General features: G+C 36.9%; 12 protein-coding genes. All 12 read left to right on the forward strand.

Annotation, left to right across the window (positions count from 1 at the left end; genetic code table 11):
- Window positions 1–7: 7 nt before the first annotated feature.
- The 12 genes from G634_RS0106510 to G634_RS0106565 all read left to right on the forward strand — a co-directional run bounded on the left by G634_RS0106510 (window position 8) and on the right by G634_RS0106565 (window position 16,044).
- Complete coding sequence (locus tag G634_RS0106510) at window positions 8–1,372, forward strand: NCS2 family permease (RefSeq protein ID WP_026504612.1); 1,365 nt, start codon at window positions 8–10, stop codon at window positions 1,370–1,372.
- Window positions 1,373–1,466: 94 nt separating this feature from the next.
- Window positions 1,467–2,531 (forward strand): M15 family metallopeptidase, encoded by a 1,065-nt coding sequence (locus G634_RS20210; RefSeq protein WP_051233727.1) that lies wholly within the window; start codon window positions 1,467–1,469, stop codon window positions 2,529–2,531.
- Window positions 2,532–2,744: 213 nt separating this feature from the next.
- Window positions 2,745–3,869 (forward strand): polysaccharide deacetylase family protein, encoded by a 1,125-nt coding sequence (locus tag G634_RS20215; RefSeq protein ID WP_051233728.1) that lies wholly within the window; start codon window positions 2,745–2,747, stop codon window positions 3,867–3,869.
- A gap of 24 nt (window positions 3,870–3,893) precedes the next feature.
- On the forward strand, window positions 3,894–4,889 hold the full coding sequence (locus G634_RS20220; RefSeq protein ID WP_051233729.1) for a polymer-forming cytoskeletal protein: 996 nt from the start codon (window positions 3,894–3,896) through the stop codon (window positions 4,887–4,889).
- A gap of 186 nt (window positions 4,890–5,075) precedes the next feature.
- On the forward strand, window positions 5,076–5,768 hold the full coding sequence (gene pyrH, locus G634_RS0106530) for a UMP kinase (RefSeq protein ID WP_026504613.1): 693 nt from the start codon (window positions 5,076–5,078) through the stop codon (window positions 5,766–5,768).
- Between the two features lie 52 nt (window positions 5,769–5,820).
- Window positions 5,821–6,372 carry a ribosome recycling factor gene (gene frr, locus G634_RS0106535; RefSeq protein WP_026504614.1) on the forward strand — a complete coding sequence of 184 codons (552 nt, stop codon included), beginning with the start codon at window positions 5,821–5,823 and terminating at the stop codon, window positions 6,370–6,372.
- A gap of 23 nt (window positions 6,373–6,395) precedes the next feature.
- Window positions 6,396–7,118 carry an isoprenyl transferase gene (locus G634_RS0106540; protein ID WP_026504615.1) on the forward strand — a complete coding sequence of 241 codons (723 nt, stop codon included), beginning with the start codon at window positions 6,396–6,398 and terminating at the stop codon, window positions 7,116–7,118.
- Window positions 7,119–7,940, forward strand: coding sequence for a phosphatidate cytidylyltransferase (locus G634_RS0106545; protein WP_026504616.1), 822 nt, complete (start codon window positions 7,119–7,121; stop codon window positions 7,938–7,940). It begins immediately after the preceding gene.
- Between the two features lie 90 nt (window positions 7,941–8,030).
- Window positions 8,031–9,170, forward strand: a complete 1,140-nt coding sequence (locus G634_RS0106550) for a 1-deoxy-D-xylulose-5-phosphate reductoisomerase (RefSeq protein WP_026504617.1) — start codon at window positions 8,031–8,033, stop codon at window positions 9,168–9,170.
- A gap of 109 nt (window positions 9,171–9,279) precedes the next feature.
- Window positions 9,280–10,362 carry an RIP metalloprotease RseP gene (gene rseP / locus G634_RS0106555; RefSeq protein WP_051233730.1) on the forward strand — a complete coding sequence of 361 codons (1,083 nt, stop codon included), beginning with the start codon at window positions 9,280–9,282 and terminating at the stop codon, window positions 10,360–10,362.
- A gap of 18 nt (window positions 10,363–10,380) precedes the next feature.
- A complete protein-coding gene (gene ispG / locus G634_RS0106560; protein ID WP_026504619.1) occupies window positions 10,381–11,439 on the forward strand; it encodes a flavodoxin-dependent (E)-4-hydroxy-3-methylbut-2-enyl-diphosphate synthase in 1,059 nt (352 codons plus the stop codon).
- Window positions 11,440–11,457: 18 nt separating this feature from the next.
- Window positions 11,458–16,044, forward strand: a complete 4,587-nt coding sequence (locus G634_RS0106565; RefSeq protein ID WP_026504620.1) for a PolC-type DNA polymerase III — start codon at window positions 11,458–11,460, stop codon at window positions 16,042–16,044.
- Window positions 16,045–16,087 lie beyond the last annotated feature (43 nt).

Consider the following 16,087-nt stretch of genomic DNA (forward strand, 5'->3'; position numbering starts at 1 on the left):
GGACAAAATGTTAGAGAAAATGTTTCATTTGAAAGAACACAATACGAATGTTCGTACTGAGGTTCTTGCGGGTGTTACGACATTCCTGGCGATGGCGTACATTCTTGCTGTTAATCCATCTATTTTAGGTAATGTAATGGATGCAAACGGCGTATTTTTGGCAACAGCGATTGCTTCAGCGATTGCCACCACTATTATGGCTTTATGGGCTAACTATCCGATAGCACTTTCAGCAGGGCTTGGACTTAATGCCTATTTTGCTTTTACAGTTTGTCTTCAGGAACTTGCTGATGTAGAAAATGCATTTGAGATTTGTCTTACAGCTGTACTTCTTGAAGGTCTTATTTTTATTGCTATATCTGTTTTCAAAGTAAGAGAGCAGATTATAAATGGCATTCCACACAATCTTAAGAGTGGAATTTCAGCGGGTATTGGTCTTTTTGTAGCATTTATAGGTCTTCAGGGAGCTGGAATTGTTGTAAACAGTGATTCAACATTAGTTGACCTTGGTGATTTTGCTTCGCCTCAGGTTGCACTTGCTTTAGTGGGATTTTTAATTATTGTTATCCTGTCATATTACAAGATTCCAGGTGCTGTTCTTATAGGTATTATTGGAACTTGGATTTTGGGAATGATAGCACAGACAACTGGATGGTATGTTGTTGATGATGCTCATGCAAGCCTTTTCCCGGATTTTTCTCAGGGACTTGTGAATTTTGCAGGACTTAAAAAGACTGCATTCCATTTTAACTTTGGATGGGTTTCACATAATGTTGTTCAGTTTATTGCTATTGTATTCAGCTTTCTTTTTGTGGATTTGTTCGATACTGTTGGTACAGTAGTTGGTGTTGCTGACAAGGCTGGACTTCTTGACAAAGATGGAAAACTTCCTAGAGTTGGTAAAGTGTTTATGGCAGATGCTGTTGGTACAACAGTTGGTGCTTGTCTTGGTACATCTACAATTACAAGCTTTGTAGAGTCAAGTGCAGGTGTTGCGGCAGGCGGACGTACAGGTCTTACAGCTCTTACAACAGCTGGAATGTTTGTTCTTTCTTTGTTCCTGTCACCAATTTTTTTGGCTATTCCTGGATTCGCAACAGCTCCAGCTCTTATTTATGTTGGAATGCTTATGATTACTTCGGTTAAGAAAATCGAGTTCGATGGAGATGTGGCTGATAGCGCAGGAGCATACATGGCAATACTTATGATGCCTCTTACATACTCTATCGCAAATGGAATTATGTTTGGTATTATTACATGGGTTGTTGTAAAAGTATTTGAGAAAAAAGCTAAAGATATATCTCCTATTATGTGGGTGATTTTTGGCTTGTTTGTTTTAAGAATACTTACACTTGTAACTAATTTTAGATAATTGTTTTTGTACTTTATATCTTACATGAACCTCGCAGTTATTGCGAGGTTCATGCTGTGTTGTACACAAGAATTTTTTAAGAGGAATTAATAAAATGAAATTTTTAAAGATTAAAAAGATTTTACCTGCATCACTTATTGCACTTTGTCTTTGTGGTCAGGGAAGTGTATTGGCAAATGCTAGTATAGTTAATAACTACAGTGTATGTTATGCTGCAGAATTTGATTACAGAGCTGTTTTTGATTCGACATATTATGCACAGAGATATCCAGATGTAGCAGCCATTTATGGAACTGAGCCAGAGGCTTTATATTCCCATTTCGTTAATGCTGGTATGGCAGAAGTTAGACAGCCAAGTGCAGCTTTTAATGTCCAAATCTATATGTCCAACTATGAAGATTTGCAGTCAATTTTTGGAAGTGATATTGCTGCATATTATAAACACTATATTTCATCTGGAAAAAATGAATCAAGAGTAGGTGACCACCTTCTTCCTGGTAAAAAACTTAAAGATTTTTCAGAGTTATCAGCAGTCAGTGTACCTGCAAAAGATAACCAGATTCAGGAAAAGACATATGATTTTATAACTCCATCATCAACGTTAGTTGTTGTAAATCACTCACATGGAATTGATACAAAATATGTTCCAAGTGTAGCAAGCGTTGGAAATGGTCAGCTTATGAGAGAAGATGTGGCGCCTATAGTACTTAAGATGATAAGTGATGCTAGAAAGCAAGGGGTAGGTATTTCTGTAGTATCGGGTTATAGAAGTGCTTCTAGACAGACTATGCTCTATAATCGTAAGGTAAACTATTACAAGTCGCTTGGATGCAATGATGAGGATGCCAGAAGAAAAGCTGCTACAGTTGTTAATCCGCCAGGATATTCTGAACATCAGACAGGTCTTTGCATGGATATAACAGATACTTCTTACAGAGGACTTACTACCAGCCAGGAGCGAACAAAAGGATATCAGTGGATTTTAGCTCATTGCGCAGAATATGGATTTATTCTTCGTTATCCTGTTGGAAAAGAAAATGTCACAGAAGTTATATATGAGCCATGGCATTTTAGATATGTTGGTAAGGAAGCAGCAATAGAGATTATGCAAAGAGGTATTACTCTTGAGGAATATGCTGCTGAGAGAGGACTTAAGTAAATTAACAAAAAAATCGCGTTGTATTAAAGCAAAATCGTGCCTTCGACGAAACAAAATAATAGTAAAAAGGATTATATATAACGAAAATCTAAAGCTTATTGTTTCTTGTGCAAAAATATGATTAAAGTTATAAAAGATTCTTTGTAAAAATCGAAACTCCGTCTTTTTATGAGCCATAAAATGTGATATACTGTCAATGGATGGGGGAATTTTATGTCTTTAAGAGATAGCAATCGGATGGACAAAAAAGATCAGAATTATTTTTTGAATCGTGAAGAAAGTCCGTTTGAAAGCATGCCAAAAGATAAAGAAGATTTGGCTCAAGCTTTTAGACGAAGTCATCCGCCGGTTCGTGCAAGTTCCGGCAGTACAGAAGATTCAAGGGAAGGTATAAAAGAATCTTCGAAGGGTGGGGAATTTGGAAAAAGGGATAGACAAAACCTTCAGAAAATACTCCAATCAAATTCAATATTTAAACGTATCTTGATAGCGCAGGCATTTGCAATATTGTGTCTGACAGTGCTTGTATCATTTGTCTTTTATTCTAATTTTGGAATAAAAAGGCAATGTGAGAAAATGGCTAGGCAGATATTGGATTTACAGGAAGCCTATAACGGCCTTATTCTTCAAAATACAGGCGAAGAAGTTGTAGGCACTGAATCAGTAGAAATGACTGATGGCACTGACAAAAGCACTAAAGGCAGAAAAACTGCAGCAAGTGGTGAAAAGTCAGATGTTCGCTATGTTTATCTAACTTTTGACGATGGACCAAGCTCCAAGACTGAGAAAATATTAGATATTCTTGACAGATACGGTGTTAAAGCTACTTTCTTTGTATGTGGGAAAAAAGCATACGAAGGGGAGTATAAGAGAATTGTTGAGGAGGGTCATAGCATAGGGATGCATTCCTTTAGTCACAGTTATGGAAAGCTCTACGCATCTTTAGATAGTTTTCAGACAGACCTTCATAAGCTACAAAATTATATTTATGACTTAACTGGAGTATGGACAACATACTACAGGTTCCCAGGTGGAAGTTCTAATACTACCAGCAAGGTAAACATGCAGGAATTAAAAGATTATCTTGGCAGGGAACATATTACTTACTTTGACTGGAATGTATATGGCGGCGATGGTGTTTCTTCAGATGTTATAGTAAGAAATGTTACAGCCAATATTACAAGATATGATGAGTGTATGATTCTTTTTCATGATGCTAATGATAAAGAGTCAACAGTTGAAGCTTTGCCGAGAATCATTGAGTATATTCAGTCATTGGATAACACAGTTATTGTTCCGATTACGGATAAAACCGAACCGGTTCAACATCATAAATAAGCTATAAGAACGGAGGAAGAAACTATGGGATTTTTCTCAGAGCTGAAAAAAGATTTGTCCAACGTCAATGACGAAATGGGCATTGAACAGACAGCTGCAGAGAAGAATGCGGAAAGTGGAATTGCCGGGGAAAATGCTGAGAGTAACATGCAAACTGAAGCTATTCAGCAAGAACTTGCGTCCGCACCACAAATGCAGCAGGAAAAAGAATCTGCAGAAACAGAATATCCTACACAAGAATCCAGTTATAGTGTTAATGCTCAAACTGAACAAGTGGAGGATAACCCTGCAGAATTCGAAGAACAAATGCAGGATTACGTGCATTACAACACCGGGGTATCTGAAGAAAATATCCCAGTTGAAGAACCAGAAGTACATGTTAAACAAGAAGTACCATTTTTTTCAAATGTGTCAAATAGTTCGCAGACAAGCAGAGCGCAGTTTGTAAATCAAAAGCAAAATGAAATGCCTGTTTATAACAACTACAACACATCAAAACAAAACTACAATGAAGATAGGGGATATGAAGAGATGATGGACGCAGAACATGTAGCAACAGATGAAACAGCAGCAATTACTGAAGGAATGGTTGTAAGCGGTGATATTCAGACAACTGGCTCTTTGGATTTGATTGGTAAGGTAGTAGGAAATGTTACAGCATATGGCAAACTTAATGTAACTGGCGAAATTGAAGGTAATTCAACTGCAGCTGAAATTTTTGCAGAAGCAGCAAGAATTAATGGTGATGTACATTCACAGGGAAGCATTAAGATTGGTCAGAGCTCCGTTATTATAGGTAACCTTTATGCAACAAGCGCAGTTATCGCTGGTGCTGTAAAGGGTGATATTGATGTTCATGGACCGGTTGTACTTGATACAACAGCTATAGTTATGGGTAATATCAAGTCTCAGTCCGTACAGATTAACAATGGTGCAGTAATTGAAGGTAACTGCTCACAGGTATATGCAGATGTTAATCCAACAGCTTTCTTTGAAGGCTTGAAAACTAAGGAACAGTAATGTTAATATATTGAATGGAAAATGTTGCTGCTTTTAGTTTTGAAATGCGTACAAGCGCATTTCGTAACAAAATGATTTTGTAAGTTATGCCGGGACCATTTTTCCCGGCATAATTTTATGTTATGACATTACCCAAATTTATATTTTTAGGGTAAAATAGTATCTAGAAAAGAGGAAAAACGAAACATGAGAATTTTATTGAAACTCAGTGGTGAAGCACTTGCAGGTGACAAGAAAACAGGCTTTGATGAACCTACAGTACGCAAAGTAGCACTTCAGGTTAAACAGCTTGTAGATTCAGGTACACAGGTTGGTATTGTTATTGGCGGTGGTAACTTCTGGAGAGGTCGTACAAGTGAGAATATTGATCGAGTTAAAGCTGATCAGATTGGTATGCTCGCAACAGTAATGAACTGTATTTATGTTTCGGAAATTTTTCGATCCGAAGGAATGATGACTAATATACTTACTCCATTTGAGTGCGGATCTTTTACAAAGCTTTTTTCAAAAGATCGTGCTAACAAATATTTTGCAAAAAATATGGTCGTATTTTTTGCAGGAGGTACAGGTCATCCATATTTCTCAACTGATACAGGTGTTGTACTTCGTGCTGTAGAAGTTGAGGCGGATGTGCTTCTTCTTGCGAAAGCTATTGATGGTGTTTATGATAGTGATCCAGCTGTTAATCCTAATGCAAAGCGCTATGATCGTCTTAGCATAAATGAAGTTGTTGCCAATAACTTGCAGGTTGTTGATATGACTGCATCTATTCTTGCAAGAGATAATCATATGCCGATGCGTGTGTTTGCTTTGCAGGAGGAAAACAGTATCGTTAAGGCTGTAAGCGGCAACTTTAACGGAACTATCGTTGATGCTTGAATAACAATTATTAAGTGAAAATAAGTCACAGTTTGAGAGGAGAACGTTTACTATGAACGAAAGATTAAAGGATTACCAGGGAAAAATGGATAAGGCAATTAATTTCCTTGCTGAAGATTTGGCCACAATTCGTGCAGGAAGAGCCAATCCGCATGTGCTTGATAAAATTCGCGTAGATTATTATGGCACACCTACACCAATTCAGCAGGTGGGCAATGTTACTGTTCCGGAAGCACGTATTATTCAGATTGCTCCTTGGGAAAAAAACATGCTTAAAGAAATTGAAAAAGCAATTATGACATCTGAACTTGGAATTAATCCTACAAATGACGGCAGTGTTATCCGTCTTATTTTCCCAGAACTTACAGAAGACAGACGTAAGGAACTTGCCAAGGAAGTTAAGAAAAAGGGTGAAGATGCTAAGGTTGCTGTTCGTAATATTCGTCGCGATGGTAATGAAGCATTTAAGAAACTTAAGGGAAGTGAAGTTTCTGAAGATGAAATTAAGGATCTTACAGATGAACTTCAGAAGCTTACAGATGAATATGTAAAGAAAGTTGAAGCTACTATTGAGGCTAAGACCAAGGAAATTATGACACTTTAATTATTTCTGGATGTAGAGGTATTATGGAAGAGAGAAAGATTCCGCAGCATGTTGCGATTATTTTAGATGGTAATGGACGCTGGGCAAAAGCCAAGGGCATGCCGCGTAATTATGGACATATGCAGGGAGCTAAGGCAGTTGAGAATATATTGTTCGATGCAGATGAACTTGGAATAAAATATCTTACTGTTTATGCTTTCTCAACAGAGAACTGGAACAGACCACAGGCTGAAGTTGCAGCACTTATGAAGATTCTGGAACAGTATTTAAAGAGTAGTATCAAAAAGTCAATGAAAAATAATGTAAGATGTAGAGTTATTGGTGAACGTTCAAAATTGTCTCCAGCTATACAGGCTGCAGTTAATGATCTTGAAGAGGCTACTAAGAACAATACAGGACTTACATTTACAATTGCTATCAACTACGGAAGTCGTGATGAAATAACAAGAGCGGTCAGAAAGGTTGCTAAAAGGGTTCAAAATGGTGAACTTGATGCTGATAGCATTACAGAGGAAGACATTAATAATTCTTTGGATACTGGATTTATGCCAGATCCAGATCTTATGATTCGTACTTGCGGCGAGCAAAGAGTATCAAACTTCCTTCTTTGGCAGCTTGCGTACACAGAATTTTATTATACAGATATTGCCTGGCCGGATTTTGACAGAAACGAGCTTGAAAAAGCGATTGATGCTTACAATCATCGTACTCGAAGATTTGGCGGATTGAAAAAAGGTGAAGAATAAGTGAAAACAAGAATAATTAGCGGCATTGTAATAGGCATTATTTTAGTATTGACACTCTCTAGTGGAGGATATATATTAGGAGGCTTTTTGCTTGCTGTTTCAGAAGTTGCATATTTTGAACTTGCAAGAACATTAGGGTTTAGTGAAAATGGAAAAACAAGTCTGCTTCAGATAGTAGGGCATATAAGTGTTGCACTTCATTATTTGCTGCTTATGACATATCATGATGTTAAAGTTTTTTTGTGTAGCATTTTATTCGCTTTCTTTGGAATAATGATAGTTTATGTTCTTACATTTCCAAGGTATAAGTCGGTTCAGGCTATAGAAGCTGTTTTTTCCTTTATGTATGCACCGGTCTTGCTTTCTTTTATTTATATGCTACGTATTATGCCAAATGGATATATGCTTGTATGGATTCCATTTGTGGCGTTCGTGTGTGATACGTTTGCATATTTTACAGGAAAAGCATTCGGAAAACACAAAATGTGTCCGATTTTATCTCCTAAGAAGACCGTAGAGGGGGCCATAGGTGGAGTGCTTTTTTCTGTACTTGCAGGTGTTATTTTTGCATATGTGCTTCAAAAAAACTCTGGTGTCGAAGGAAATGTAACTATTCAGTATATGATTATTACCTTTGTTGCCAGCATTATCTCGCAGATTGGTGACCTTGCAGCATCTGCTATAAAAAGAGATAAGAAAATCAAAGACTATGGAAATCTTATTCCTGGTCACGGTGGAATCATGGATAGATTCGATAGTGTTACTTTTGTAGCGCCTTTAATATATGTATTAGAAGTATTATTTAGTATTATTGGTGCATAAAAATAATTAAAAATTGACTGATTATCGAACGCAATTTTTATCTATAATTTTGCGTTCGATAATTGTTTTTTTGGAAAGATAGGTAAATAAATGAGAAAAATCGTATTACTTGGTTCAACAGGTTCAATTGGAACTCAGACACTTGATGTGGTTCGAAATTATCGTGATGATTTGAAAATTGTGGCGTTAGCTGCGAATCATAACGTTGAGCTGATAGAGAAGCAGATAAGGGAATTCAAGCCATCCAAAGTTGCTATGTACAGTAGCAAAGCAGCTGAAGAGCTTAGAGTTAAAATTGCAGATTTGGGAATTCCTGTATATGAAGGAATGGATGGGCTTATAGAACTCGTAAAGTCAGAGGAAGCTGATACGGTGCTTACTGCAGTTGTTGGAATGATTGGAATAAGACCTACAATTGAAGCGATAAAAGCTAAGAAAGATATTGCACTTGCCAACAAAGAAACACTTGTATGCGCTGGTCATATCATTATGCCTCTGGCAAAAGAATATGGGGTTAGTATCTTGCCTGTTGATTCAGAGCATAGTGCTATTTTCCAGTCTTTAAATGGAGAACCAAGAAAAAGCGTTGAAAAGATTTTATTAACAGCTTCAGGTGGTACATTCAGAGGAAAGACTACTAAAGAACTTGAAAACGTAAGCGTTGAAGATGCTTTAAAGAATCCTAACTGGGATATGGGAGCAAAGGTTACTATTGACTCAGCATCACTTGTTAACAAGGGACTTGAAGTAATTGAGGCTAAGTGGCTCTTTGGTGTTGATGTAGAGAATATCCAGGTTGTAATTCAGCCTCAGTCGATACTTCATTCTGCTGTTCAGTTTGTGGATGGAGCAATTATCGGACAGTTTGGAGTACCTGATATGAAACTTCCTATTCAGTATGCCCTCTTTTATCCAGATAGAAGACCCATGCCTGAAGAAAGACTTGATTTGTTCAAACTTGGAAGCATTATTTTTGAAAAACCAAATACTGATGTGTTTAAAGGTCTTCCGCTTGCTATTAACGCAGCAAAAATTGGTGGAAGTATGCCAACTGTTTTCAATGCTGCAAATGAAATGGCAGTTAAGCGCTTTGTTAAAGGAGAGATTAAGTTTCTTGATATATACTCAATGATTGACAAAGCTATGCAGCATCATGTTAAAATTGATAATCCTTCTGTTGAAGAGATTCTTGCTGTTGAGAAGGAGACTTATAGTTTTCTTCTTTCATAAAAAAGCAATATAACTATGTCAGACCAAGATTTGTTGTGGTGAAGATTTTGGTCTGCATAGCTGATTCTTTTGATTTGATGCAAAAAAGTTAAAGGGGAGGATTTATTAGATGCAGGCTGTCATTAGTTTATTAATATTTTTGATAATATTTTGCATTTTGGTTGTTTCACATGAAGGTGGACATTTTCTGATAGCTAAAGCAAATGGAATTCGTGTTACAGAATTTACTGTCGGAATGGGTCCCGTTCTTTTTCAGAAGAAAAAGGGTGAAACAATGTATTCGATTCGTCTGCTTCCAGTTGGAGGCGCATGTATCTTTGATGGGATGGATGGACTTGAGGCAGATAAAGAAATAGAAAATGATGACGAACATTCTTTTAAACGCGCAAATGTCTGGGCTAGGATTGCAACTGTGCTTGCAGGACCATTTGCAAATTTTATATTGGGATTTTTGTTTGCAGTAATAGTAGTTGCTTTTACATATCAGTCTATCCCAGAAGTTCGTGGATTTTCAATGGAAAATTCACCAGCACAAACTGCCGGACTAAAAGAAGGCGATGTTATAACATCTATTAACGGACATAAGATTTATCTTGGCGGTGAAGTATCTATGAATATGTATCTGACTGACGGGGAAGATGTTCAGATAACATATCTAAGAGATGGAAAAGAGTATGAAACCAAAATAACACCATCTCTTTATAAAGATAGTGAAAATAAAGTTAATCGTTATGTAATAGGTGTTTATATTGGAAAAGTAATAAAACCTCATGGCATAGATAATTTAAAATATGCAGCATATAATGTTAGGTATTATTTGCTTTCAACCTGGCAAAGTCTTGGACTTCTTTTTAAAGGAAGAACTGATAAAGTTGAATTATCAGGACCTGTTGGAATGGCGGAAATGGTTAATAACAGCTACGAGACAGCCAAGAATGAAGGTGGAACGAAAGAAGTAATACTTACTATGATTAATCTTGCTATGTTCCTGTCAATAAACCTTGGACTTATGAATCTACTTCCGATACCTGCCCTTGACGGAGGCAGAATGGTATTCTTGTTGATTGAGGTAATAGCAGGAAAACCGGTTCCGGAGAAGTATGAAGGAATTGTAGAATTAGTTGGAGCGATTTTCCTTATAGGGCTGATGGTCGTAGTTTTGTTCCACGATGTTGGAAGGTTATTTAAATAAAAGAATGGAGAAATTATTATGGCATATAGAGATAATACAAAGGTTATTCACATAGGTAATAAAGTAATTGGTGGCGGAAATCCTGTTTTGATTCAGTCAATGACTAATACTCCAACTGAAAATGTTGAAGCTACTGTTAAACAGATTTTGGAGCTGGAGAAGGCTGGATGTGACATTATACGTTCAACATGTCCTACACTTGAAGCTGCCAAGGCAATAGGAAAAATAAAGAAACAGATTCATATTCCTCTTGTGGCAGATATACATTTTGATTATAAAATGGCCATTGCTGCAATGGAGAATGGGGCAGACAAGATTAGAATTAATCCTGGCAACATTGGTGGAAAAGACAAAATCATGGAAGTTGTAAGAGTTGCCAAGGAAAGAAACGTACCAATAAGAGTAGGTGTTAACTCTGGTTCTCTCGAAAAAGATTTGGTTGAAAAGTATGGCGGTGTTACTGCGCAGGGACTTGTTGAAAGTGCACTTGATAAGACACATATTATTGAAGACTGTGGATATGATAATATGGTTATCAGTATCAAGTCTTCAAATGTTATGATGGCAGTAGATGCACACAAAATTTTGGCTGAAAAGACAAATTATCCACTTCACGTTGGTATTACAGAAGCTGGAACAGTATATTCTGGTTCTGTTAAGTCTGCTGTTGGACTTGGACTAATACTTGGCCAGGGAATTGGTGACACTATTAGAGTATCACTTTCAGGTAATCCTGTTGAAGAAATAAAGGCTGCTAAGCTTATTCTTAGAGCGCTTGGACTCAAAAAGGATGGAATTGATGTGGTATCATGCCCAACTTGTGGTAGAACAAAAATTGACCTTATAGGATTGGCTAATAAGGTCGAAACACTTGCAGCTTCGTATCCTTATAATATCAAAGTTGCTGTTATGGGATGCGCTGTAAATGGTCCTGGAGAGGCAAAAGAAGCTGATCTTGGTGTTGCAGGCGGAAATGGCGAAGGATTGTTGATAAAAAAAGGCGAAATTATTCGCAAAGTTCCAGAAGATCAGCTTCTTGACGTACTTAAAGAAGAGCTCGATAACTGGAAAGGTTAAAATTATTTGGAGGCAGTAATGGCAAAAGCGTTTTCAGAAGTTTTTCCACAATTAAAATTAACAGGACATACAAAAGAACTAATGGATGAAACAGTTGTGGAGAAAGTTTCAGCTACCAGAAAACAAGATTTTATTAGAATTTATATATCAGGAAATTCTCTTATTGAGAAAGAGGAAATCTGGAAAGTTGAAAAAGAAATCAGAAAACAGCTTTTTTCTGGCATTGCTGTAACAATAAAAATATTTGAGCGCTTTCATCTGTCTGCTCAGTACACTCCTGAGAATCTGATGAATCTCTATAGCGATAGTATTTTACAGGAATTTAAAGCTTATAATCCTATTGAATATACTCTTATGCGTGGAGCAGAATACAGATTTCCAGAAGAAAGCAGAATGGAAATTGTATTAGAGGATTCTGTTATAGGAATGCAGGAATCTCCTGAAATTGAAAGAATAATGTCCAAGATTTTAAATGAGAGGTGTGGACTAAATGTGAGACTTTCCTGCATTTTTGAACAGAAGAAAGAAAAAAAGAAGAATCTTGCACCAGACTATAGTGCTGAATCGGAAAGAATGTCTGCTAGACTTGAAGCAGTCGAAGAAGCTAAAGAAGAAAAGAAACGTCAAGGTTCTCAGAAAAAAGTTGAAAAAACTGTTATTAAGACTGCTAATAAGCCTATCGAAAAGCCTGCTGTAAAAGCTGAAAGTTCAGCAAAGACAGCTTCTCAGATGCCCGATAATTCTAATAATCAGGCATTTACCAGCAAACGTTTCGGGTCTTCATGGAAGAAATCAAATAGTTTTTCTGCGAAGAAATCAGATAATCCAGATGTTATTTATGGAAGAGATTTTGATGATGAACCTATGAGCCTTTCTGAAGTTGATGGCGAAATTGGTGAAATAACAATACATGGTAAGGTTATCCGCTATGAAGAAAAGCCTCTTCGAAATGGTGAGAAGACTATTCTTATGTTTGATATTACTGATTTTACAGATTCAATAACCTGTAAAATATTTGTTCGTAATGAAGAGCTTAAGGATATCTCTAAAAACCTTAAGGCGGGTACTTTTGTTAAAGTTAAAGGTATTACCATGATTGATAAATTTGATCACGAGCTTACAATCGGATCAATTGGTGGTATCAAAAAAGGTGTCGATTTTACTGTAAAACGAGAAGATCATGCTGATTTAAAAAGAGTTGAACTGCATTGTCATACCAAAATGAGTGATATGGATGGTGTTTCTGAAGTTAAGGATATTGTCAAACAGGCTTATAAATGGGGAATGCCAGGTATTGCAATTACGGATCACGGCGTTGTACAAGCGCTTACAGATGCCAATCATGTATGGCAGGATCTTTATGATGATGCTTGCAAGAAGGCAAAAGAAGAAGGAACACCAAAGCCTGACAGGCAGAATTTTTTCAAACTGATTTTGGGCGTTGAGGGATATCTTGTAGATGATCTTGTTGAAATTGTACGTAACAATAAGGGTCAGATTATAAAAGATACAACTTTTGTTGTCTTTGATATTGAAACTACAGGTTTTTCTCCGCTTAAGAATAAGATAATTGAAATTGGTGCTGTTAAAGTTCGAAATGGTGAGATTGTTGAACGCTTTTCAGAGTTTATAAATCCTCAGGTACCTATTCCGTTCAGGATTGAGAAGCTGACTAGTATCACAGATGAAATGGTTATTAATGCTCCTACAAGGGATGTAATTATTCCTAAGTTTGTTGAATTCTGTAAAGATTGTGTTCTTGTAGGACATAATGTTGGTTTTGATATCAGTTTCATTAATCAGAATTGTAAAGAACTTGGAATAGAAGCGGATTATACAACTGTAGATACAATGTGGCTTTCGAGAATCTTTTTTCCGCATCAGGCAAAACATACTCTCGATGCCACTGCTAAAACGTTAAATGTAATCTTGGATCATCACCACAGAGCTGTAGATGATGCTGAATGTACCGCACTTATTTTTTTGAAATTTCTTCCTATGTTGGAAAAAGAAGGCATAGAAGATTTGTATAAAATGCAGGAATTCGGTAAAGCTACTCCGGATATGATAAAACACTTAAGACCGCATCATGTTATTATTTTAGCGAAGAATACACTTGGCCGTGTTAATTTGTATACTCTTGTAAGTAAATCGCATTTGGATTATTTTAGAAGATTTCCACTTATTCCGAAATCTGTGTTAACAGAGTACAGAGAGGGACTTATTGTAGGTTCTGCCTGCTGCGCGGGTGAATTGTATGGAGCTGTAATTGAAGATCGTCCTGAAAATGAAATTGCTCGATTGGTGAATTTTTATGATTATTTGGAAATTCAGCCCGTTGGTAATAATCACTTTATGGTTGATTCTGATAGATATGAAAGTATTCAAAGTGACGATGACATACGAGAAGTTAACAAGAAAATAGTAGCGCTTGGAGAACAGTTTCATAAGCCGGTGGTAGCAACGTGTGATGCACATTTCCTTAATCCGGAAGATAAAATTTATCGAACAATAATTCAGGCAGGACGAGGTTTTGATGACGAAGAACCGGCAGATTTGTATGTTAGAACTACAGATGAAATGCTTAAGGAATTTGATTACCTTGGAGGAGATAAGTCAGAAGAAGTCTGCATTACTAATACAAGAAAGATAATGGCAATGTGTGATTCGATTTCACCTGTTAGACCTGATAAATGTCCTCCAGTTATTGAAGATTCAGATAAACTGTTGGAGAAGATTTGCTATGATAAGGCGCATGAAATTTATGGCGAAAATCTTCCGGAAATAGTTGATGCCAGACTTAAGAGAGAACTTAACTCTATTATTAGCAATGGATATTCGGTTATGTATATTATTGCTCAGAAACTTGTATGGAAATCTAATGAAGATGGATATCTTGTTGGATCTAGAGGATCTGTAGGAAGTTCATTCGTTGCATTTACATCCGGTATTACAGAAGTTAATTCACTTGCTCCGCATTATATATGCCCGAAGTGTCATTTTTCTGACTTTGATTCGGAAGAGGTAAAGTCTTTTGGTGGAAAATCCGGTGCAGATATGCCAGATAGAAGATGTCCTAAGTGTGGCCATCTTCTTGACAAGGATGGTTTTGATATTCCTTTCGAGACTTTCCTTGGATTTAAGGGTGATAAAGAGCCAGATATTGATCTTAACTTTTCAGGTGAGTATCAGTCAAAGGCTCATAAATATACAGAGGTAATTTTTGGTTATGGCCAGACTTTTAGAGCTGGAACACTTGCTGCGCTTGCTGATAAGACTGCATTTGGATATGTAAAAAAGTATTTTGATGAGCAGAATACACCTAAAAGAATGGCTGAAATAAACAGACTTGTTGCAGGGTGTACCGGAGTAAGAAGAGGTACTGGTCAGCATCCTGGAGGAATTGTTGTTCTTCCTGTTGGTGAAGACATTAACTCTTTTACACCTGTTCAGCATCCTGCTAATGACCAGACAACAGCCACTATAACAACTCATTATGATTATCACTCTATTGATCATAACCTGTTAAAGCTTGATATTCTTGGACATGATGATCCTACTATGATACGATTTCTTATGGATTGTACAGGAGTTGATCCAAAAGATGTACCGCTTGATGATCCTCTTGTTATGGAATTGTTCGAAGATACAGGTTCACTTGGAGTTACTCCAGAGCAAATTGGAGGAACAAAGCTTGGATGCCTTGGAATACCGGAATTTGGTACTGACTTTGCTATGAACATGGTAGTTGAGGCAAAACCTACGTCTTTAAGTCACCTTATACGAATTTCTGGCCTTTCACATGGAACAGACGTGTGGCAGGGAAATGCTCAGGATTTGATAAAAAGTGGCACAGCAACTATTGATACAGCAATTTGTTGCCGAGATGATATTATGATTTATCTTATTCAGAAAGGATTAGACCCGTCAGAGTCTTTCAAGATAATGGAAAATGTCAGAAAAGGTAAAGTTGCAAAAGGTGGATGCAAGCAATGGCCGGAATGGAAACAGGATATGATAGATCATGGTGTACCAGAATGGTATATAGGGTCTTGTCAGAAGATTAAATACATGTTCCCTAAGGCACATGCAGCAGCCTATGTTATGATGGCATGGAGAATAGCTTATTTCAAAGTTTACTGTCCGCAGGCTTTTTATGCGGCATGGTTCAGTATAAGAGCAAAGGCTTTTTCATATCTTGATATGTGTCAGGGAGAAAACCATCTTCATGGGCGTATGCAGGAGTTAAAGAATAAAGAAAAGATGACACCGGTAGAAGAGGCGGAATATGGAGATATGCGACTTGTTGAGGAGATGTATGAAAGAGGTATCGAGTTTGAACCTATCGATATTTTCAAAGCAAAGTCACGTCTTTTCCAAGTGGTGGGTAATAAGATAATGCCTTCGCTTAAATCTTTTGATGGTATGGGTGAAAAAGCAGCAGATGCAGTAGTGGAAGCTGCTAAAGATGGTCCATTTTTATCAAAAGATGATTTTAAGGCTAGAACAAAATGTCCTCAAAAGGTTGTTGATGCAATGGCAGAAATAGGTCTTTTGGGCGATTTACCTGAGTCGAACCAGTTTTCACTCTTTGATTTTATGTGAAAAAATAATTTTTTTAAAAAAAGTGCTTGCATTAATTTCTAAA

It is taken from the genome of Butyrivibrio sp. NC3005, assembly GCF_000424545.1.
In the GTDB taxonomy this organism is placed as follows: Bacteria; Bacillota; Clostridia; order Lachnospirales; family Lachnospiraceae; genus Butyrivibrio.

Bases quoted from the DNA above. Each gene is read 5' to 3' on its own strand.
- G634_RS20210 (WP_051233727.1), top strand. From the start codon at position 1,467: ATGAAATTTTTAAAGATTAAAAAGATTTTACCTGCATCACTTATTGCA.
- G634_RS0106510 (WP_026504612.1), top strand. From the start codon at position 8: ATGTTAGAGAAAATGTTTCATTTGAAAGAACACAATACGAATGTTCGT.
- G634_RS0106565 (WP_026504620.1), top strand. From the start codon at position 11,458: ATGGCAAAAGCGTTTTCAGAAGTTTTTCCACAATTAAAATTAACAGGA.
- G634_RS20215 (WP_051233728.1), top strand. From the start codon at position 2,745: ATGTCTTTAAGAGATAGCAATCGGATGGACAAAAAAGATCAGAATTAT.
- G634_RS0106540 (WP_026504615.1), top strand. From the start codon at position 6,396: ATGGAAGAGAGAAAGATTCCGCAGCATGTTGCGATTATTTTAGATGGT.
- rseP (WP_051233730.1), top strand. From the start codon at position 9,280: ATGCAGGCTGTCATTAGTTTATTAATATTTTTGATAATATTTTGCATT.
- G634_RS0106550 (WP_026504617.1), top strand. From the start codon at position 8,031: ATGAGAAAAATCGTATTACTTGGTTCAACAGGTTCAATTGGAACTCAG.
- frr (WP_026504614.1), top strand. From the start codon at position 5,821: ATGAACGAAAGATTAAAGGATTACCAGGGAAAAATGGATAAGGCAATT.
- pyrH (WP_026504613.1), top strand. From the start codon at position 5,076: ATGAGAATTTTATTGAAACTCAGTGGTGAAGCACTTGCAGGTGACAAG.
- ispG (WP_026504619.1), top strand. From the start codon at position 10,381: ATGGCATATAGAGATAATACAAAGGTTATTCACATAGGTAATAAAGTA.
- G634_RS20220 (WP_051233729.1), top strand. From the start codon at position 3,894: ATGGGATTTTTCTCAGAGCTGAAAAAAGATTTGTCCAACGTCAATGAC.